This is a genomic window from Novosphingobium sp. BL-S-20, from assembly GCF_055521635.1.
In genome coordinates, this window is the sequence record NZ_CM145494.1 from 589,839 (window position 1) to 609,664 (window position 19,826).

A 19,826-nucleotide genomic window follows, 5' to 3' on the forward strand; every position below is an offset into this window, starting at 1 on the left:
CGACAAGCTCAGGATGAGCGGGTGTGGTGCTGTTTGTGTGAGCAAGAAAAAAGGGGCCGCGTCAGTGACGCAGCCCCCTTTTTTCCGCCAGTTCTGACTGATCAGACCTGATAGTAATCCCGATACCAGTCCACGAAGTTCGCTACGCCTTCCTTCACCGAAGTCGTCGGACGGTAGCCGGTAAGCTGCTGGAGCAGCGAAGCGTCGGCCCAGGTGGCGGGCACATCACCGGGCTGCATCGGCATCATGTTGATCTCGGCCTTCACGCCCGTCGCCGTCTCGATGGCGCGGACGAAGTCCATCAACTGCACCGAATCCGAGTTGCCGATGTTCACCGCACGCCACGGCGCCACCGGCGAGAGGCTGTCGTGCTCGGCAATGTCCTCGGCGCTTTCGGGGCGGACCGGGGCGCTGTCGATCAGCAGGCGGATGCCCTGCACGAGGTCCTCCACATAAGTGAAGTCGCGCTTCATGTCGCCGTGGTTGTAGACGTCGATCGGCTTGCCCGCGAGAATGTTCTTGGTGAACTTGAACAGCGCCATGTCCGGACGGCCCCAGGGGCCGTAGACCGTGAAGAAGCGGAACATCGTGATCGGTAGGTCGTAGAGATGGGCATAGGAATGCGCCATCGCTTCATTGGCCTTCTTCGTGGCCGCATAGAACGACATCTGGGTGTCGACCTTGTGCGTTTCCGCATAAGGCATCTCGGTATTGGCGCCGTAGACCGAGGAGGTGGAGGCCATCAGCATGTGCTGCGGCGGATAGGCGCGCGCGGCTTCCAGCAGTTCGAAGACGCCGATCAGGTTCGCCTCGACATAGGCACGCGGATTGTCGATCGAATAGCGAACGCCCGCCTGCGCGGCGAGATTGACGACGATATCCGGCTTCTCGTCGGCGAAAAGCTGCATCAGCCGGTCTGGGTCTTCCAGCTTGCCCTTGATGAAGCGGAAATGCTCGTTCTGGCTGAGCATCGCCAGGCGGCGCTCCTTCAGGGCGACTTCGTAGTAATCGTTGAGGCTGTCGAGGCCGATCACGCGAAAACCGTCATCCAGCAGTCTGCGACAGAGGTAGTACCCAATAAAACCCGCGGCACCCGTAATCAAAGCCGTGCGGGGGGCTGCCTTGCCGACGACGTCATCAGTCATGCTAAAGTCCAGATTTTGTGGAGATGTCCGTACTTTGTGCAGGTGCGGTGAAGTCTTGGCAAGTGACCTTTGGGGGCAGGCGTCCGAAGTGGGGAACGGGTGGCCGACAGTTTGCATCCGGTTATCGGCAGTAGAGCCGCTTATCGATGCGCGGTGCCATCCTACAAATTCGGGCGTTCCACGCGCCTTTCGAACGTGCCGATGCTTTTGCGGTGCAGCAATTCACAGGCTGGGACGATCCTGCTCTCCGGCATGGTCGGTTGCGGCTGCCTCACAGGAAGCCATTGCGGCATGACATTGGTAAATGTCCTTGAAACTATTATTTTCTATCAACAAGATGTCTGCAAGATGAACAGGTGGGGAATGTCGGTTGACCGGTGGTCTGTCCGAATCGGTGACGCACATCATGAAGACGACATACCGTTTTCGATTCCCGGATTCAGCTTTGTTGGGGCAATATTGGGTGCGTCGCAGCATCACGATGTCGCACCCGCACAGGTCAATTTGCAGCGGCAAATGGATTCCGTCGCGTTACTGCACCCGATTATCCCATATTTCGGCGAAGCGCTTGAACCGTCAGGCGATCCTCGGCACAGCATGCCTGCCCATTGGTAGCAGTTTCAGTGGCCGGAACTTTCCGATATGCCCCCCTCGGAAGTTCCGGTCGCTGTTACCGGCACGAAATTGCCGAGCCTGCCCGCCGGGCCGGTCAGAGGAGCGAAAATGAAGATCGCTGTTGCAGGCGTTGGTTATGTCGGTCTGTCGAATGCGCTGCTGCTGGCGCAGAACCATGAGGTCGTGGCGAAGGACGTGGTTCCCGCCAAAGTGGACATGATAAATGCCGGTCGCTCGCCGATCGTCGACACCGAGTGCGAGGAATTCCTCCGCCGCGACGATCTGAATCTGCGGGCGACACTCGACCCTGTCGAGGCCTATACAGGCGCCGACTACGTGATCATCGCTGCGCCGACCAACTACGACGAAGTGACCAATCGCTTCGATACCACGCTGGTCGAGGCGGTGATCCGCGAAGTCATGGAACATGCGCCCGATGCGGTCATGGTCATCAAGTCGACCATCCCCGTTGGCTTCACCACCGCGACCGCCCAGGCGATGGGCACGCAGAACCTGATCTTCAGCCCGGAATTCCTGCGCGAGGGCCGGGCGCTTCACGACAATCTTCATCCCAGTCGAATCGTGGTCGGCGAGCAGTCGGAGCGGGCGAAAGTCTTTGCAGAACTGCTGCTGGAAGGCGCGATCAAGAAGGATGTACCGGTTCTTTTTACCGATCCTTCCGAAGCCGAAGCGATCAAGCTATTCGCCAACACCTACCTCGCGATGCGCGTCGCCTACTTCAACGAGCTTGACAGCTATGCCCTGTCGCGAGGACTGGAAGCGCGCCAGATCATCGAAGGTATCGGCCTCGATCCGCGTATCGGCTCGCACTACAACAATCCTTCGTTCGGTTACGGCGGATACTGCCTACCCAAGGACACGAAGCAGTTGCTGGCCAATTACCACGACGTTCCGCAGACCATCATCGGCGCCATCGTCGAGGCCAACCGCACCCGCAAGGACTTCATTTCCGACGCGGTCCTGTCGCGCAAGCCCAAGGTCGTCGGCTTCTACCGCCTCGTCATGAAGGCCGGTTCCGACAATTTCCGCCAGAGCTCGATCCAGGGCATCATGAAGCGGATCAAGGCCAAGGGCATCGAGACCGTGCTCTACGAGCCGAGCTATCCCGAGACGAGCTTCTTCAACACCCCGGTCGAATCCGATCTGGAAACCTTCAAGCGGCGGGCCGACGTGATCGTCACCAACCGCATTCTGCCCGAACTCGACGACGTGAGGGACAAAGTCTTTTCGCGCGACCTGTTCGGGTCCGACTAGCCTTTCGGCGCCACCGAAACGGTTCGGCGCCGATACGAAGGAGGCGAGAAATATGTCTATGTTTCAAAGCTTCCGGTATCAACGTTGGACCATTTCGGTCGTATCCCTTCGGGACGGCCGACCGGCTTTTCTCTATAACCGAAACGGCGCAGAGGCGGCAGGCGTGCTCTCTCCTGACGGGAGTGCTTCTGCGCACTGATCGCGCCGCGATTCTATTCGAAGGACCACTTGCCGATGAAACACAGTGTTCCTGTCGCCGAGGCTCCCGCAGCAGGCTCGCAGGCCGTGATCCGGGGGGAGCGCATCGCACTCGTTCACGATTGGCTTCCGGTGGTCTCCGGGGGCGAGCGGGTGCTCCAGCAGATGGCGCAGTGCACGCCGGGAAGCGATATCTACACGCTGTTCAACTTCCTTCCCGAGGAAGTCACGCGCGATGTCTTCGGTGCCGACCACCGGATACATACGTCCGGTCTCAACGATCTGCCGCTGGTCGAGCAGTATTACCGCTTCCTTCTTCTGCAATCGACCCGCGCCATCGAGGGCTTCGACTTGTCCGAGCATGATGTCGTGCTCAGTTCCTCGGCGGCATTGGCCAAGGGGGTCATCACCGGGCCGGGACAGTTGCACGTCAGTTACGTGCACAGTCCCGCGCGTTACGCCTGGGATCTCACTCACGAATACATCGCCACGGTCGGCGGAAAACTGGGCGGGTTGAAGCGGGCGGTCGCGCGCGAGATGATGCACCGCTTCCGCCTCTGGGACATGCGTACCGCGCAGGGCGTCGACCATTACATCGCGAACTCGCAGTTCATCGCCCGGCGCATCTGGAAGATCTACCGCCGTGAGGCACAAGTGATCTATCCTCCGGTCAATACCGGCAACTTCGTGCCCGGCAATGCTGCGCGCGGCGATCATTTCGTAACCGCCTCGCGCCTCGTGCCCTACAAGCGGGTCCAGATGATCGTGGAGGCCTTCAACCGCCGTCCGGACCTGCACTTGCGGGTGATCGGCGACGGGCCGGACATGAAGAAAGTCCGCCAGATCGCCGGGCCGAATATCGAGATTCTCGGCCACATCCCGTTCGAGCAACTGATCGCGGAATTCCAGACCGCGCGGGCTTTCGTTTTCGCCGCTCTGGAGGATTTTGGCATTGTTCCGGTAGAGGCGCAGGCCTGCGGAACCCCGGTGATCTGTCTTGGCAAGGGCGGCACGGCGGAAACCGTGCGTCCGCTCGGCGGCAGCACGGCAACCGGCGTCTGGTTCGAGGAGCAGACTCCCGAGAGCCTCGTCGATGCGATCGATCGTTTCGTGGAAGGCGAGGGCGACATTCGGCCCGAGGACTGCATCGCCAATGCTGCCAGCTTCGGTGAGGAACGGTTCCGCCAGCAGTATTCGGACTGTGTGAATAGTCTTATTAGCTGATGTACTTTACCTTGTGTGTTCGAAGGTTGTCTTTCGCCGGTTGAATCGAGCATCGTCGCCGCGACGGCACCGGGTGCAAGGCCCTGGAATAGCTGCCGTCCCAGCGCAAGTTCCAGGCAAATTTCGCGCTGCGAAACGCACGGAATTTGCCTTAACGGCAACTGATCCCCGCAATCATCTCCATCCCGACACACTCGCGGACCTGCTTATGCGGCTATCATGGAAGAGCTTGAAAGTACGACGAGAGGGGGCAGATCGAAGATCAACGCCCCCGTGCGGATTTGCCCTTCATTGTGCAGCGCGGTATAGTCCAAGCCAGACGATTGACCTGTATAGCGCAGTTCCAGGAGGACTCATGAAGCAGAGAAACGTGCCGGTTTCGGCGATTGCTGGCAGCGTCTCTTTCGCTCCGGTCCCCGGTCTTTAGGTCGTCTGTACGACAGTCTTTCTTTATCGGATACTGCAATAGGTCAGAATTGGTTCTGTCATGGCGAGCACGAAACGTGCTCCGGGCAGGGGCTTTGCCCGTTTGAACGGAAAGGCCGAGAAGTTTCCGATACCTGCCGAGCGAAATGATCGAGGGCAGGGGTCTTGCATCCCGAACTGCAATCATAAGGAAAAAGCTCTGTCTGGGTCGTTAGCTGAGAAACGCGGTGCCATCGTGCCGAAAATCCGACCGGGCAATCCTGCGGTGCAGGCCGGATTCCTGGTGCTGGTCGCGCTGCTTTTCGGTGGCGGGGGGTCGGCGTTGGGCCTTGCCAATCTCGTGGTGCAACTGGCGGGATTCGCCGTTCTGGCCTTCAATGGTCCGGCCGTTTTTGCTTTCTTCCGCACCGCACCCCGCCCGCTCGTCGTTCTGGTCACGGCGACCTTGCTGCTGCCGCTCTTGCAGATCGTTCCCTTGCCGCCGGCGATCTGGCAGGCGCTGCCGGGCCGCGAGTTCGCAGTGCAATCGCTTGAACTGACCGGCGGCAGCCAGGTCTGGAAGCCCTTCTCGCTGGATCCCAACCGCACCGCGATCGCCTTCTTCGCACTCGTTCCGGCGCTGGCGATCCTCGTGACGGCCTGGCAGCTTTCGCGCGAGGACAAGCGCGGGCTGCTGATCCTCGTTGTCCTGTGCGGACTGGCTGCCGTGCTGCTGGGCGCCCAGCAGTTGGCGACCGGAAACCGCCATCTCGTTCTCTACGCGCAGACTTACGGCTCGCCCGACCTTCAGGGCACTTTCGCCAACCGCAACACCGGCGGGCTGATGCTCAACGTTGCGCTGGTGACGCTGGTGGCGGTGTTCCCCTTGCGGCAGATCCGCGCGATCTGGACCCTTGGCGGCGCGGCCACGGTGCTGCTGCTGGTCGTCGGCGTGGTGCTTACCCGTTCGCGGTCGAGCATGGCGCTGCTGCTGGTGCCCGCCGCGCTCGCCCTGTGGCGCTGGCTGCGCTGGCGCCGTCCTGCCCTCAACCGACGCACGGTGCTGCTGGCGGGCGCGCTGGTGCTGGTGCTGGCGGGGGGTGCGAGCCTGCTCGCAAGCAACCAGCGGGTGCAGAGCGCCTTCGGTCGTTTCGATGCGGTGGAGGACGAGCAGCGCCCGCTGATCTGGAAGGATACCGTGGTCGCCGCCGGACGCTATTGGCCGGTCGGCAGCGGCATCGGCTCGTTCGACGACGTGTTCCAGCCCGACGAGGCACTCGAAAACCTCAGCTATGGCCGCGCCCAGCGCGCCCATGACGATTTCCTCGAAGCGACGCTGGAATCCGGCGTGGTCGGGATCGCACTGGTGCTGGGCTGGGCGGTCCTGCTCGGGCGTTTCGGCGTGCAGGCGCTGCGCCGCGGCGGCACCGGCCTTGCGGCGGTCGGGACTTTCGCGCTGGTCGCGCTCCAGTCGATCACCGACTACCCCCTGCGCAGCCAGACCATGCTGTGCCTTTTCGCGCTCATGCTGGCGTTGCTGGCCGATGCGGACCGGGAAGATTCCGAGACTCGGCCCGAGAGCCGCCGCACGCCGCGCAGCGAAGCCCCCCGCAAGGCGCGGCGACATGAGGGCCGACAGGGACAGAAGGACGGCCACCGTCCTTCCGCCCATCTTTAGGGATTCCCTGAACTTATGAACGAACTTCGGGTCAATCACCGCTCGCGTGGAAACAACAGGATGGCGGGACATATCTTGAACGATGCTTTTCTCGATCGGGTCGAACTGGAACGCCCCACTCAGGGTGATCCTTATGGCGAGGAGTCCGGCCCGGACCTGACGGCGCTGCTCAAGACCATCATGGGCATGGTGCGCCGCAATCTGGCGCTGATCGCGGCCATCGTCGCGGCGACGCTGGTGCTCGGCGTGATCGCCACCCTGCTGATCGCCCCGCGCTACAGCGCGCAGGTGCGCGTCATGATCGAAGACCAGACGGACCAGATCATCGAGGGCAGCGAGCTTCAGAAAGCCACCAATGCCCAAGATGCCGAGCGCTTCCTGCAGACCCAGCTCGGCATCATCCAGAGCCGCTCGCTGGCGGAAAGCGTGGTCGAGAGCGGCCGTCTCGACCGCGATCCCGCCTTCTACGAGGCGATGGGCAAGGACATGCCGACGCAGGAGGACGTCCTCAAGTCCGGCGGCACCAAGAAGCTCGACCAGATCCGCAAGGAAGCCGCGATCGAGGCACTGCTTGGCAATCTCACCGTGACGCTGCCGCCGGACAGCCGCATCGCCAGCATCGGCATGAGCAGCCGCAGCGCGGTCTATTCCGCCAAGCTGGCCCAGCTTTACGGCGAGCGCTACATCGAGCGGAACCTCAACCAGAAGTACGACAGCTCGTCCTATGCCCGCCGCTTCCTTGCCGATCAGCTCGACGAGGCGCGCGCCAAGGTCACCCAGTCGGAGCGCGATCTCAACCAGTACGCCAGCGCCGCCGGGCTGATCCGCGTGACCAGCCAGGGGCAGGATGGGAACCAGGAATCGGTGCTCTCCGTCACCAACAACAGCCTCGTCCAGCTCAACGACGCGGCTTCGAAGGCGACGGCGGACCGGATCGCCGCGCAGGATCGCTGGCTGACCCTGGCCAAGGCCGCGCCGCTCGCGATTCCCGAGGTCAACGCCAATCCGGCGGTGTCGAACCTGCTGGCCGAGAAGGCCAAGGTCGAGGCGAGCCTTGCCGAGGAGCGCACCCGCCACCTCGACGACTTCGTCACCGTCAAGTCGAAGCAGGCCGAGATCGCCGAATACGACGGCCGCATCGCTGCCATTTCGGATTCGATCAAGAAGTCCGCCTATCTCGAATACCAGTCGGCGATGGAGCGCGAGAAGTCGTTCACCGGGCAAGTGAACTCGCTGCGCGGCGAGGCGCTGAAGGAGCAGGATCGCGGCGTCCAGCTGGCGGTGCTCAAGCGCATCGCCGATACCAACAAGACGCTCTACGACACGCTGCTTTCGCGCTTCAACCAGCTCAACGCGACGGCGGGCGCCTCGTCGAACAACCTGACCCTGGTGGACCGCGCGGAAGTGCCGGCCAAGCCCTATTCGCCGCGCCTTCTGGTCAATATCGTCGCCTCGCTGGTGCTGGGTCTGGTGCTTGCCGCCGGGGCCGTGCTGCTGCGCGAGATTTTCGACGATGCGATCCGCTCGCCCGAGGATGTCGAGCGCAAGCTGGGCATGCCGCTGCTGGGCCTGATCCCGCTGGAGAAGGGCGGCGACGTGGCGAGCCAGTTCGACGACCGCCGCTCGCGGGTCAGCGAGGCCTATCGCTCGCTCGTCACCAACTTGCGCTACTCGACCGCCAGCGGGTTGCCGGACGTACTGATGGTGACAAGTTCGCGCCAGTCCGAGGGCAAGTCGACCACCGCCCGCGCCGTCGCCCATGATATCGCCGTGCTCGGCAAGCGGGTGCTGCTGGTGGACGCCGACTTGCGGCGGCCGACGCTGCACAACTTCATGAGCGACCGTCAGGCGACCGGCCTGACCGATGTGCTGACCGGCGAGAAGACGCTCGATGCCGCGATCCAGCCCAGTGAGGTGGCGACGCTCAGCTACATGTCGGCGCTGCCCACGCCGCCCGATCCGGCGCTGATCCTCTCGGGCGAGGGGGTCGGCCACTTCATCGAGGAGGCGCGCCGCAAGTTCGATGTCGTGGTGATCGATGCGCCGCCGCTGCTGGGTCTTTCGGACGCGGCGCTGCTGGCAAACCATGCCGACGGGGTGCTGTTCATGGTCGATGCCTCCAACTTCCATCGCGGTGCGGTGAAGTCGGCGCTGCGCCGTCTGGCCCTCATCAAGGCGAACATGCTGGGCGTCGTGCTCAACCGCTTCGCACCGAAAGTCGGCAGCGAGGACTACGACTACTACGCGGCCAATTATTACAGCTACGGCGAAAAGGACTGAGCCGGGATGACCTCGCTCTTCGGCCGCGTGGCATGGTTCGCGATCCTGGCTCTGGCCGCCCTGCTGGCGATCGGCGTCCAACTGGACCGGGAAGGGCGTCGCAACCCTGCTGCGGCAATGCTGGTTCCTCCGTCGCTGCTCTCGTCCTCGCTGCAGCCGTTGGCTCAGGCAGCCTACCGCAGCGGCCATGTCGATGCCGGTCTGGCCTATGCCCGCGCCATGGTGCGTCGCCGTCCGGTGCCGGCCGAAGGGCTGGGACTGCTTGCCTTCGGTCACCTCAAGAAGGGTGACGAGAAGGCGGGGCTGCATGCGGTTGTCGTGGCGGGCGATCGCGGCTGGCGCGACCGCTTCACGCAGGAAACACTGGTGGTCCTGGCGATGCAGGCCGGCAAGTGGGACATCGCGGCGCAGCGCACGATCGCGCTCTGGCGAATCGGCATCAGCGACGACCGCCTTCGCGGCATGACGGCCGACCTCCTCTCGCGTCCGAAAGGTGCCGATGCCTTCGCGGCACAAGTGGGTCCGGAGAAATATTGGGCCAATGCTTTCCTGCCCTGGTCCGGCCTTGCGATCGGGCCAGATGCGCTGAGGAAAGTGGCCGGTTCCATGGCGCGCCAGGGCGCGCGGGTGGACTGCGCGGCGCTGTCGCCGAAGACGCTGGCCCTCGTCCGCATGGGCCGCGCAGAGTCCGCCTCGATCCTGTGGCGCGATCTCTGCGCGAACGGCCACTTCACCGAGCCGACCGACCTCGCCTTCCGCGAGGACCTTGGCGACGACGCGCCGATCGGCCCGTTCGACTGGCAATATCCCGAGGAGCCGGGACTGGAGCGCACATTCACGCAGGCCAAGGGCGGCATCCTGGTGCAATACCGCAACCGTGAGCCGCTGCGCAGCGTCGTCGCCAAGCGCAACGCCTTGCTCAAGCCGGGCAATTATGTAGCCCATCTCGACGGTGCGGCGCGGGCCGAGGCGGGCGCTCGGCCCATCGTGTTCCAGATCATCTGCTATGCGAAGGACGGCAGCGGGCGGCGGCTGGGCAACGGGGAAATGAGCCCCGGCGGCACCCCCTTCTTCGTCCCGGACACGCTCTGCGAAAGCCAGGAACTGATGTTCCTTTCCGGTCGGGGCGAAGGCGAGATCGGCAACCTGCGGATCGTGCCGCGTTAAGAGGTCATCTCGAATGCTCCGCTCCCGCGGGAACGAGAGAGATTTCGGCTAAGTAGCTGCCCGAATGGCTGACTTGCCGAGCGGGCAGGGGGCAGGGATACCTGTCCTCCGTTCATCTCCCTCGTTCGGAAGGACTGGAAGCGCCATGAAGATTGCGATGGTAGGCTCGGGCTATGTCGGTCTCGTTTCGGGTGCCTGTTTCGCCGATTTCGGCCATGAAGTCGTCTGCATCGACAAGGACGAGGGCAAGATCCGGCGGCTGCTCCATGGCATGATGCCGATCTACGAGCCGGGCTTGGCCGAACTGGTGGAATCCAACGTCGCGGCCAGGCGCCTGTCCTTCACCACCGATCTTGCCGCGGGCATCGCCGGGGCGCAGGCGATCTTCATCGCCGTGGGCACGCCCTCGCGGCGAGGGGATGGCCATGCCGATCTGTCCTACGTCCATGCCGTGGCGCAGGAAGTGGGCGAGCATCTGGCGAACGACGCGGTTATCGTCACCAAGTCGACCGTGCCGGTGGGCACCGGCGACGAGGTGGAGCGCATCATCCGCGCCTGCAATCCGGCACACCGGGTCTCGGTTGTGTCCAACCCCGAATTCCTGCGCGAGGGCGCGGCCATCGGTGACTTCAAGCGGCCCGACCGCATCGTCATCGGCGCCGAGGACGACTTCGGCCGCGAGGTCATGCGCGAGGTCTATCGCCCGCTGTTCCTCAACGAATCGCCGATCCTCTTCGTCAGCCGTCGCTCGTCCGAACTGACCAAATATGCCGCCAACGCCTTCCTCGCGGTGAAGATCACTTTCATCAACGAGATGGCCGATCTCTGCGAGAAAGTCGGCGGCAATGTGCAGGACGTGGCGCGCGGGATCGGCCTCGACAACCGCATCGGTTCGAAGTTCCTCCACGCCGGGCCGGGCTATGGCGGCTCCTGCTTCCCCAAGGATACGCTGGCCCTGCTCAAGACGGCAGAGGACTACGACAGTCCGGTCCGCATCGTCGAGGCTGTGGTCAAGGTCAACGACGCCCGCAAGCGCGCCATGGGCCGGAAGGTCGTCGATGCCCTCGGCGGGGTGGAGGCGGCGCGCGGCAAGCGGGTTGCGATGCTGGGGCTGACGTTCAAGCCGAACACCGACGACATGCGCGATTCGCCTGCGATCGCGATCGCCCAGACCCTCGCCGATGCCGGGGTGCGCGTCGCCGCCTACGATCCGGAGGGCATGGAGCAGGCCAAGCCGTTGATGCCCGAAGTGGAGATGAAGCCGGACACTTACGCCGCCATCGAGGGCGCCGATGCGGTCGTCCTCGTGACCGAGTGGGATGCTTTTCGTGCGCTCGATCTCGCCCGCATCAAGGCCGTGGCCAAGGCCCCGGTGCTCATCGATCTGCGCAACGTCTACAAGCCGGAGCATCTGCGCGAGGCCGGGTTCACCTATCTCTCGGTGGGACGCGGCACGTCTGCGAAGGAAAAGGTGCGGGATGCGGGGCCGGTTACGGCCTGAAGCGTCACCGGCTGGAATGTGGAGAAAGGCCCGCCCACCGGCGGGCCTTTTCGTTATGCGAGAGAGAAATGCTGGACGATCTGGGTGTCCAGCGGCTCGGCAAAGCGGACGGCGAGTTTGCGTGCGCCCTCGCGGATCGCGGTCGCCGCAAAGGGGCCGACGGCGCCGATCCACAAGGTCAGGTCGCCTTCGATCGCCGTAGCGGGCGCATCGGTTTCCACCGCGCAGCCGAGGCTGGCGAGGTCGGAAATGCGGACCGTGGTGGAACCGCCTGCACTCACGCATTCGCCGTAGAGGGTCGTGCTCATAATCTTCCAAATGCCTGTTCTTGGCAGTCCCGGTTTTCCCGGACCCCGCCTGGTCATCCTGCGGCCCGCGACTTTGCCGCGTGACCTTGCGGCAGAGTCACCTGCCGCATTTCCCTTCTTAGCGATGTTAGAGGTCAGATTGGTGGCAGGCGAGTGACGTTTTGCAAATAACAGGGGTTTTCATGAGGTTTTCCTGATGAATGCACGCTCTTCGGGGGTAGTCCGAGCGTGCCTGCCACCAATCCATCAGTCTATCGTCACGCGGCCTCGTTGTGCTTCGTCGTACCCGCCTTCTGGGGCTTGCCACCTTCTAGCGCCTTCACGAAATCCTCGCGCCAGCGCTGAACGTCGTTCTCGCGCACCGAGGCGAGCAGGCTGGCATGGCGCTTGCGGCGTTCGGCCAGCGGCATGTCGAGCGCCTTGCGGATAGTCTCGGCAACATGTTCGATCGAATGCGGATTGACGAGCAGGGCGTCCTTGAGCTGGTGCGCCGCGCCCGCGAACTGCGAGAGGATCAGCACGCCGGGATTGTCCGGGTCCTGCGCCGCGACATATTCCTTGGCGACGAGGTTCATCCCGTCACGCAGCGGAGTGACGAGGCCGATGTCCGCCGCACGGTAGAACCCGGCGAGCTGTTCGCGCGGATAGCCGCGGTTGACGTAGCGGATCGGCACGAAGGCGACATCGGCATGGGCGCCGTTGATATGCCCGGTCTTGCGCTCCAGGTCCTCGCGGATCTGCTGGTAGCTGGCAACGTCCCCGCGCGAGGGCGGGGCGATCTGGAGCAGCACGGCCTTGCCGGAATCCTCGGGATTGTCGGCCAGGAAGCGCCCGAAGGCCTCGAAGCGTTCGCCGAGGCCCTTGGAATAGTCGAGCCGATCGACGCCGATCAGGATCTTGCGGCCGCGCACGCTGGACTTCAGGCGGTCGTGGGCTTCCTTGGCCTCGGCTCCTTCCGCAGCCTCGGTGAATTCCGCGAAGTCGATGCCGATCGGGAAGGCGCGGGCGATCACCTTGCGGCCCTTGTATTCGACCGAATTGTCGAGGCCGACCTTCAGGCCCATTTCCTTTTGCACATAGTGCAGGAAGCTCTCCAGCCACTCGGTGTTCTGGAAGCCGATCACGTCGTATTCCAGCATCGAGGCGACCAGCCGCTCGTGGAACGGCAGCGAGACCAGCAGGCGCGTCGGCGGCCAGGGCGTGTGCAGGAACAGGCCCATGCGGTTCTTCACGCCCTTCTCGCGCAGCTGCGAACCGAGCGGGAGCAGGTGATAGTCGTGGACCCAGACGAGGTCGTCGTCCTCGATCAGCGGCAGCACCGAATCGGCGAAACGCGCGTTGACCCGCTCGTAACCCTCGCCGAAGTTCCGATCGTATTCGGTCAGGTCGATGCGATAGTGGAACAGCGGCCAGAGCGTGCGGTTGGCATAGCCGTTGTAATATTCCTCGATGTCCTGCGGTTCGAGGTCGATCGTCGCGGTGGTCACGCCGTCGTTGCGCTGCATGTCGAGGTGGCCGGTGAAGTCCTCGGTTTCCTGTCCCGACCAGCCGAACCAGATGCCGCCATGCTCGCGCAGCGCCGAGTTGAGCGCCACGGCAAGTCCGCCCTGCGCTCCGGCTGCCCCGGCCGCCTTGGGAACCGAGACCCGGTTCGAGACGACGATCAATCTACCCATTGCAAATCCCCTGTGGCGCGTCCTGAAGAGATGGTGGCGGACACGCTTCGCGGGACCGGATCGAAAACCCGTTTGGAAAATGCCCGAAAGGGGCATTTTCGGCTCGGCACCGGCCCTCTCCCCCACCCGACCTCCGAACAAGCGTACCCTGTGGGAGGTCGGGTGGGGGAGAGGGCCGGTGCCGCGAAATTCGCGTATCGCGAATTTCCAAACGAACTCTCAGCGCCAGTCCCGCCATGACCGGGACAGCTGCCCGGCACAATTGATGATACCTACTAGCGAATAGGTCTGCGGAAAGTTCCCCCACAGCTCGCCGGTTTCGAAATCCATGTCCTCCGACAGCAGCCCGGACTGGGTGCGGTGGTCGAGCATGGCTTCGAACAGGCGGCGCGCTTCCTCGTCCTGACCGCTGCGGTGGAGCGCCTCGATCAGCCAGAAAGTGCAGATGTTGAAGGCGGTTTCGGGCAGGCCGAAATCGTCCTCGCTGTCGTAGCGGAGCATGTGCTCGCCCCGGCGCAGCGCCTTCTGCACCGCCTGGAGGGTGGCGCGAAAGCGCGGATCGTCGGCCTCGACATAACGCAGCTCCACCATCTGGAGCAGGCTGGCATCGAGCTGCGAACCGCCGAAGCTGGCGGCATAGTGGCCGCCCGCGCCGCTGTCGTCGAACTCGGGCGCCTCCACTTCATGCCAGGCATGCTGGTCGATGTTCTTGCGCACGGTCCCGGCCCGCTCGCGCCAGACGGCGGCGCGGTCGTCGAGGCCGAGGAAGTCGGCGGCATTGGCCAGGCGGTCGCAGGCGGCCCAGCTCATCACGCTGGAGTAAGTGTGGACCGCCGTGCGGGTGCGCAGTTCCCAGAGGCCCGCGTCGGGCTGGTCGTGGGTCTTCCACGCCATCTCGCCGACCTGCTCGAGGCTGGCGAAGTCCTCCTTCGTTGCGATCCGGAGCAGGCGCCGGTCGGAGAAGGCCTGGATCGCGGGCAGCACGATCTGGCCGTAGCAATCGTTCTGGACCTGATAATAGGCGGCATTGCCGATCCGCACCGGCCCCATGCCGCGATAGCCGGCAAGGTCCGGGGCCTCCCATTCGATGATCTCGCGCGCGCCGCTGACCGCGTAGAGCGGCTGGATCGCGCCGCCCTCGGCATCGTCGACGATATTGCGCAAGTAGGCGAGGTACTTCTCCAGCACGTCCAGCGCGCCGAGGTGATTGAGCGCCTGCACCGTGTAATAGGCGTCGCGAATCCAGCAGTAGCGATAGTCCCAGTTGCGCTGGCTGCCCGGCGCTTCGGGGATCGAGGTGGTGAGCGCGGCGACGATCGCGCCGGTCTCCTCGTGCTGGCAGAGCTTGAGCGTGATCGCGGCGCGGATCACCGCATCCTGCCAGTCGAGCGGGGTGGCGAGGCCGCGCACCCAGAGCCGCCAGTAGTCGCCGGTGTGGCGCAGCATCGATTCCAGCTCGTGCTCGATATCGCCGGTGAACGGCTCGTCGGGGCCGAGGAAGAAGTGCTGCGGGCCTTCCAGCCGGTAATAGCGCTCGTCCAGCACATAGCCGACCGGGGCATTGGTGGTGAGCCGCAGGGTGTTGCGCTCGACGAGGTAGCGGATGTGGTTGGAGCCGCGCGTGGTCGGCGCCAGTTGCGCGCCGTAGCCGCTCATCGGCGTCAGCACCGTGCGGATACGCGGCGAGCCGCTGACCGGGCGGACGATGCGGGCATAGGCGACCGGGCGATACGTGCGGCTGGAGCGTTCGAAGCGCGGGCAGAAGTCGATCACTTCCACCGCGCCGCCGTGCGCGTCTTCCAGCCGGGTCACGAGGATTGGGGTATTGCGCGAATAGCGCTGGGTTACGGAAGTCTGGTTCTCCAGTTCGAAGCGCCAGGTCCCGGCGTCCTGTCCTTCGGGGCCGCGCAGCAGGGCGCAGAACGTGGGGTCGCCGTCGACGCGGGGCACGCAGCCCCAGACGAGGGCGCCATGGGTGTCGATCAGGCCGGAGACCTGACAATTGCCGATGGGCCAGAGTTCGAGCGCGCTCATGCGGGGCTGTTCTCCTTGGGTGAATTCGTGTCTGCGATGGCCGCGAGCCAGCGATGGACTTCGGTGACGCTGCCGAGCCGCCACGCGGCGTGGGTCTGGCGCATGGGGCCGACGAGTATGCCCGCGCCGCCGAGCGTGGAAACGGCGGCGAAGGCGTCCTCGTCGGTCACGTCGTCGCCGACGAAGAGCGGGGTCGCGCCTGCGAAAGGCGGCATATCCATGAAGCGGCGGACTGCGCTGCCCTTGTCGGAGCCGGGCATGGCGAGTTCGATCACCTGCTTGCCGTGCTTGAGCTTCAGCGCGAAGGCCGCGGCCGTTTCCTCGGCGCAGGCGAGCAGGGCGGGGAGCGCCCCGGGGTGGCGGCGATAGTGCACGGCGATGCTGAACGGCTTGGGCTCGACCAGCAGCCCGCCATGGGCCTTGGCGAATGCGGAAAGGCGGGCGGTCACTTCTTCGGGAAGCGGCTGCGCCAGCGCCTCGACATCGCGGCTTCCCGCCGGACGGAATTCGCCGCCGTGGGAGCCTGCCACTGCCACGTCGAGCGGGCCGAGCAGGGCTTCGAGTGCGTCCAGCGAACGGCCCGTCACGACCGCGAAACGGCCTTCGAGGCGCTTGGAAAGGCGGGCGATTAGCGCGGGCAGGTCGGGCGGAACGGTGACGCCGTCCGGATGGTCGGCGATCTCGACGAGCGTGCCGTCGAAGTCGAGGAACAGCGCGACAGGCTCGGCCGCCGGGGCAGCGAGGAACGGAGGAGGCGGCAGATCGCGGGGAAATGCTGCATGTTCCGCCAGCGAGGGGGTTTCGCGTGGATCGGTCATTGCGGTCAGTCTTGCACTTTCGCAGGAGGATGGCCACCCCCGTCACGGCGAAACGCGCGCCGGGCGGGCCGGATACCGCAGTGCAACGAACGGTCCCGCGCCCGGTTCCAACGCCGATGACGCCTGCGGTCCGGCCTGCATTTCGGGACAAGGGGAAATATCCCCGTTTTCGAGGCAACTCGTTGCGGTCCATGGAATTTCCGGCACGTTTCGCGGAATTTGTCATCGTATTGGCGCAGGAACACGATTTCCTTCCGGCGCCGATGATGGCAGGGCCTCTCCACACGCAAATGCGAAAAGGCAGGTAATGAAGCAGATCGTAGCGTTCGACCTCGACGGCACTCTGGCGCTGAGCAAGCAGCCGCTGACCGACGAGATGGCGCAGCTCATGGCCGCGCTGCTGGAAGTGGCGCAAGTCGCCGTGATTTCCGGCGGCGACTGGCCGCAGTTCGACAAGCAGGTGGCCAGCCGCCTGCCCGCCCACGCCGACCGTTCGCGGCTCTGGCTGATGCCGACCAGCGGCGCCAAGCTCTATGTTTACAAAGAGGTCGCCTGGACGCCGGTCTACGCGGAACTGTTCACCGACGAGCAGAAACGCGAGATTCTGGAGGCTTTCGACGCCTCGCTGGCCGCCACCGGCTTCACCCCGGAAGAGACCTGGGGCGAGCGGATCGAGGATCGCGGCAGCCAGATCACTTTCTCCGCGCTCGGCCAGCAGGCCCCGCTCGAAGCCAAGGAAGTCTGGGACCCGGACTTCGCCAAGCGCAAGGTTATCCAGGCCGATCTGGTGAAGCGCCTGCCCGGCGTCTCGGTGAACCTCGGCGGCGCGACTTCGGTGGACGTCACCCAGCCGGGTGTGGACAAGGCCTGGGGCCTCCGCCGCCTTGCCGAGCACAGCGGCGTGGCCGAGGCGGACATGCTGTTCATCGGCGACGCCATCTTCCCCGGCGGCAACGACTACCCGGCCAAGGCCATGGGTCTCGACACGATCTGCGTGCGCGATCCGGCTGACACCGCGAACGTCATCACCGCCATCGTCGCCTGCCAGAAGGCGGGCTGACCCAAGCACGCGGCGCCGATGCCCGCGTTCTATCTCACGCTCATCGCGGTCCTGCTCGCCGGTTTCGGCGCGCGGGACCAGATGACCATTGCCGGTCTCTCCACACGACAGGGCCAGCGCCCCGGCGTCCTGCTGGTGGCGCTGCTGAGTGCGGGGCCGACTGCCGCGCTTGCCGCCTGGGTCGCGGCAATCATGCTGGCTCAGCTGCCGCCGCCCGCGCGGGCGATCTTCGCGGCCATCGCGCTGGGGCTGGCTGGCCTCGAATCGCTGATCCTCGTGCCGCGCCGCCGTCCCGCCGAGCCGACCAATTCGCTCGGTGCGCTGCTGCTGGTGCTCTTCGCGAGCCAGATCACCGATGCGCCGCGGTTCCTGATCTTCGGCATGGGCGTCGGCATGGCTGCGCCTCTCGCCTCGGGCGCGGCTGGGGGGCTGGGCGCTGCCGTTCTCGCCGGGATGGCATGGGCTTTCCCGCAGATTCTCGACAATCCCGCCGCGCGGTGGGTACGGCGGATCGTCGGCCTTGTACTGGTTGTGGCGGCGCTGGTGCTGTTCCTGCGGGAATTTTCGATACTCTGATCGGAAAATGATCGCGAACCGGGGCTTCATTTCCGCGTTCACCCTTCTACATAGATCACGAGTTCAGACACACCAGCCAGTAACCAGGGGAACCATCGTCATGACTTCCAAGGACAATTCCAAGGCCGCTCTGATCGACAGCCTGAACGGGCTGCTCGCGGACACTTTCGCGCTCTACGTGAAGACCAAGAACTTCCACTGGCACGTCCGCGGCCCGCAGTTCCACGATCTGCACCTGCTGTTCGACGCCCAGGCCACCGAAGTTTTCGGCCTGACTGACCTGATCGCCGAGCGCGTGCGCAAGCTGGGCGGCACCACGCTGACCTCGATCGGCGCAATCGGTGCCAAGACCTCGATCAAGGACGAGGACAACACCGGTCTCGACGCGCAGGCGATGGTCAAGGAACTGTTCCAGGACAACACCGCCTATGTCGCCACGCTGAAGGCGACCAAGGAACTGGCCGGCGAAGCGGGCGACAATGCCACCGACGGCATCATCGACGACTGGACCGACCAGGCCGAACAGCGCGCATGGTTCCTGCGCGAAATTCTCGCCTGAGGGCCTGAAAACACTTTCCACCGGAGCGAAGGCGCTGTCCCTTTGCGGGTTTCGTTCCGGTACAGGAGGGCGTCGTTTCCTTGGCGGAAGCGGCGCCGTTCCTTTTTTGGCGGCCCGTTTTTAGTAGGGGCGCGCTGACGCTTCCTCTCGCGCAATCGGCAAAACCGGCCTAAGCATCAGGGCATGCCGAAACTCGAATTGATCGAAGGCGCCGACGACGGCGTCATTGCCGAATGGTTTGCTGAGCGCCTCAGGGCCGCGCTGGCGACCAGCCCCGAGGACATCGCCGTGACCGTGCCGGGCGGCTCCACGCCGTTCCCGATCTTCGACCGGCTAGCGGCGATGGACCTGCCCTGGCACCGCATCGCGGTCTGGCCGGGGGACGACCGCATCGTCGATGAGGACCACCCCGCCAGCAATGTCGGCAAGATTCGCGCCCGGCTGGAACCCGTGGGCGCGCGCATCGTGCCCCTCACCGAAGAGGCGCAGCCGCCGCACTTTGCGATCGCCTGGCTCGGCATGGGCGGGGACGGGCACATTGCCTCGCTGTTCCCCAACATCGATCCGCAAGTGGACGATCCTCACGCGGTGCGCCGCCTGACCCCCGATCCGCTGCCGCCCGAGGCTCCGTTCGACCGCCTCAGCCTGACCATTCCGGCGCTGACCGACAGCGACGAGATCATGTTCGTGATCCGCGGCGCCGACAAGCGTGCGGTGTTCGATGCCGCCGTGAAGGGCGAGCACGACCTTCCGGTCGCCCGCCTGCTGCGCACCGCCCGGCACAAGGTGACGTGCTTCTGCTGAGCGCTCTGCTCCATCTCCTGCCCGCGCCGCTTCACCGCAGGCTCTACCGGCTCGCGCATTGGGCGCGCAAGCAGGTCTGGCGGGTGTGGCGGCCCAGTCTCGACGGGGTGCGGGTGCTCGCGCTCGATGGTGAGGGGCGGGTGCTGCTGGTGCGGCACTCCTACGGTTCGGACAAGTGGATGCCGCCCGGCGGCGGTCTGAGCCGGGGGGAAGAGCCGATCTCAGCGGCCCGGCGCGAGTTGCGGGAGGAAACCGGCTGCCACCTTTCGGAGGCACGGCTGCTGACGGTGGCGACCGAGGACCTCGTCGGCGCCAGCAACCATGTCCATGTCGTGGCCGGGCGCACCGACGACCAGCCGCGCGTCGATGGGCGCGAGATCGTCGAGGCACGGTTCTTCGCGCTTGATGATTTACCGGAACGGATGGCGGCACGGCTTCCCGCCGAACTGCGGCAATGGGTGGCCGATTACTGTGATTGAAGGGCAGCTTCTGGAAACGGACCG

At 64.7% G+C, this 19,826-nt stretch carries 17 protein-coding genes; 12 read left to right on the forward strand and 5 right to left on the reverse strand.

Going from position 1 to position 19,826, the window contains the following annotated elements; all coding sequences use genetic code 11:
• Window positions 1-101: 101 nt before the first annotated feature.
• Entirely contained in the window at window positions 102-1,145 is a 1,044-nt protein-coding gene (locus tag ACZ1II_RS10475) for an NAD-dependent epimerase (protein ID WP_465146374.1), read from the reverse strand.
• 99 nt (window positions 1,146-1,244) lie between these two features.
• On the opposite strand from ACZ1II_RS10475, the gene ACZ1II_RS10480 reads away from it, so the two are divergent.
• The 7 genes from ACZ1II_RS10480 to ACZ1II_RS10510 all read left to right on the forward strand — a co-directional run bounded on the left by ACZ1II_RS10480 (window position 1,245) and on the right by ACZ1II_RS10510 (window position 11,488).
• Window positions 1,245-1,760: a hypothetical protein gene (locus ACZ1II_RS10480; RefSeq protein ID WP_465146375.1), complete on the forward strand. Its 516-nt coding sequence runs from the start codon at window positions 1,245-1,247 to the stop codon at window positions 1,758-1,760.
• Between the two features lie 108 nt (window positions 1,761-1,868).
• The gene (locus tag ACZ1II_RS10485) at window positions 1,869-3,035 is read left to right on the forward strand and encodes a nucleotide sugar dehydrogenase (protein ID WP_465146376.1); all 1,167 of its coding nucleotides are present in this window, start codon (window positions 1,869-1,871) and stop codon (window positions 3,033-3,035) included.
• A gap of 234 nt (window positions 3,036-3,269) precedes the next feature.
• Window positions 3,270-4,457 carry a glycosyltransferase gene (locus ACZ1II_RS10490; protein ID WP_465146377.1) on the forward strand — a complete coding sequence of 396 codons (1,188 nt, stop codon included), beginning with the start codon at window positions 3,270-3,272 and terminating at the stop codon, window positions 4,455-4,457.
• A 661-nt stretch (window positions 4,458-5,118) separates the two neighbouring features.
• Window positions 5,119-6,540, forward strand: a complete 1,422-nt coding sequence (locus ACZ1II_RS10495; protein WP_465146378.1) for an O-antigen ligase family protein — start codon at window positions 5,119-5,121, stop codon at window positions 6,538-6,540.
• 75 nt (window positions 6,541-6,615) lie between these two features.
• Window positions 6,616-8,820 (forward strand): GumC family protein, encoded by a 2,205-nt coding sequence (locus ACZ1II_RS10500; protein ID WP_465146379.1) that lies wholly within the window; start codon window positions 6,616-6,618, stop codon window positions 8,818-8,820.
• Between the two features lie 6 nt (window positions 8,821-8,826).
• Entirely contained in the window at window positions 8,827-9,987 is a 1,161-nt protein-coding gene (locus ACZ1II_RS10505; RefSeq protein ID WP_465146380.1) for a hypothetical protein, read from the forward strand.
• Between the two features lie 145 nt (window positions 9,988-10,132).
• A complete protein-coding gene (locus ACZ1II_RS10510) occupies window positions 10,133-11,488 on the forward strand; it encodes a UDP-glucose dehydrogenase family protein (RefSeq protein ID WP_465146381.1) in 1,356 nt (451 codons plus the stop codon).
• Between the two features lie 53 nt (window positions 11,489-11,541).
• Here the strand turns inward: ACZ1II_RS10510 and ACZ1II_RS10515 are convergent, their stop codons facing one another.
• From ACZ1II_RS10515 to otsB, 4 genes are all read right to left on the reverse strand, one after another.
• Window positions 11,542-11,796 carry a hypothetical protein gene (locus tag ACZ1II_RS10515; protein WP_465146382.1) on the reverse strand — a complete coding sequence of 85 codons (255 nt, stop codon included), beginning with the start codon at window positions 11,794-11,796 and terminating at the stop codon, window positions 11,542-11,544.
• Between the two features lie 257 nt (window positions 11,797-12,053).
• Window positions 12,054-13,472, reverse strand: coding sequence for an alpha,alpha-trehalose-phosphate synthase (UDP-forming) (gene otsA, locus ACZ1II_RS10520; protein ID WP_465146383.1), 1,419 nt, complete (start codon window positions 13,470-13,472; stop codon window positions 12,054-12,056).
• A gap of 219 nt (window positions 13,473-13,691) precedes the next feature.
• Window positions 13,692-15,506 carry a glycoside hydrolase family 15 protein gene (locus ACZ1II_RS10525; RefSeq protein ID WP_465146384.1) on the reverse strand — a complete coding sequence of 605 codons (1,815 nt, stop codon included), beginning with the start codon at window positions 15,504-15,506 and terminating at the stop codon, window positions 13,692-13,694.
• Entirely contained in the window at window positions 15,503-16,324 is an 822-nt protein-coding gene (otsB, locus tag ACZ1II_RS10530; RefSeq protein WP_465146385.1) for a trehalose-phosphatase, read from the reverse strand. Before otsB ends, ACZ1II_RS10525 begins: the two co-directional genes overlap by 4 nt.
• A 307-nt stretch (window positions 16,325-16,631) precedes the next feature.
• Here otsB and ACZ1II_RS10535 point away from each other — a divergent pair, with 307 nt between their 5' ends.
• The 5 genes from ACZ1II_RS10535 to ACZ1II_RS10555 all read left to right on the forward strand — a co-directional run bounded on the left by ACZ1II_RS10535 (window position 16,632) and on the right by ACZ1II_RS10555 (window position 19,802).
• Complete coding sequence (locus tag ACZ1II_RS10535) at window positions 16,632-17,384, forward strand: HAD-IIB family hydrolase (protein WP_465146386.1); 753 nt, start codon at window positions 16,632-16,634, stop codon at window positions 17,382-17,384.
• Window positions 17,385-17,402: 18 nt separating this feature from the next.
• On the forward strand, window positions 17,403-17,960 hold the full coding sequence (locus ACZ1II_RS10540) for a hypothetical protein (RefSeq protein ID WP_465146387.1): 558 nt from the start codon (window positions 17,403-17,405) through the stop codon (window positions 17,958-17,960).
• Between the two features lie 100 nt (window positions 17,961-18,060).
• Window positions 18,061-18,519, forward strand: a complete 459-nt coding sequence (locus tag ACZ1II_RS10545) for a Dps family protein (protein WP_147218359.1) — start codon at window positions 18,061-18,063, stop codon at window positions 18,517-18,519.
• A gap of 183 nt (window positions 18,520-18,702) precedes the next feature.
• On the forward strand, window positions 18,703-19,323 hold the full coding sequence (locus tag ACZ1II_RS10550) for a 6-phosphogluconolactonase (protein WP_465146388.1): 621 nt from the start codon (window positions 18,703-18,705) through the stop codon (window positions 19,321-19,323).
• Window positions 19,311-19,802: an NUDIX domain-containing protein gene (locus tag ACZ1II_RS10555; protein WP_465146389.1), complete on the forward strand. Its 492-nt coding sequence runs from the start codon at window positions 19,311-19,313 to the stop codon at window positions 19,800-19,802. Before ACZ1II_RS10550 ends, ACZ1II_RS10555 begins: the two co-directional genes overlap by 13 nt.
• The last annotated feature ends 24 nt before the right edge of the window (window positions 19,803-19,826 follow it).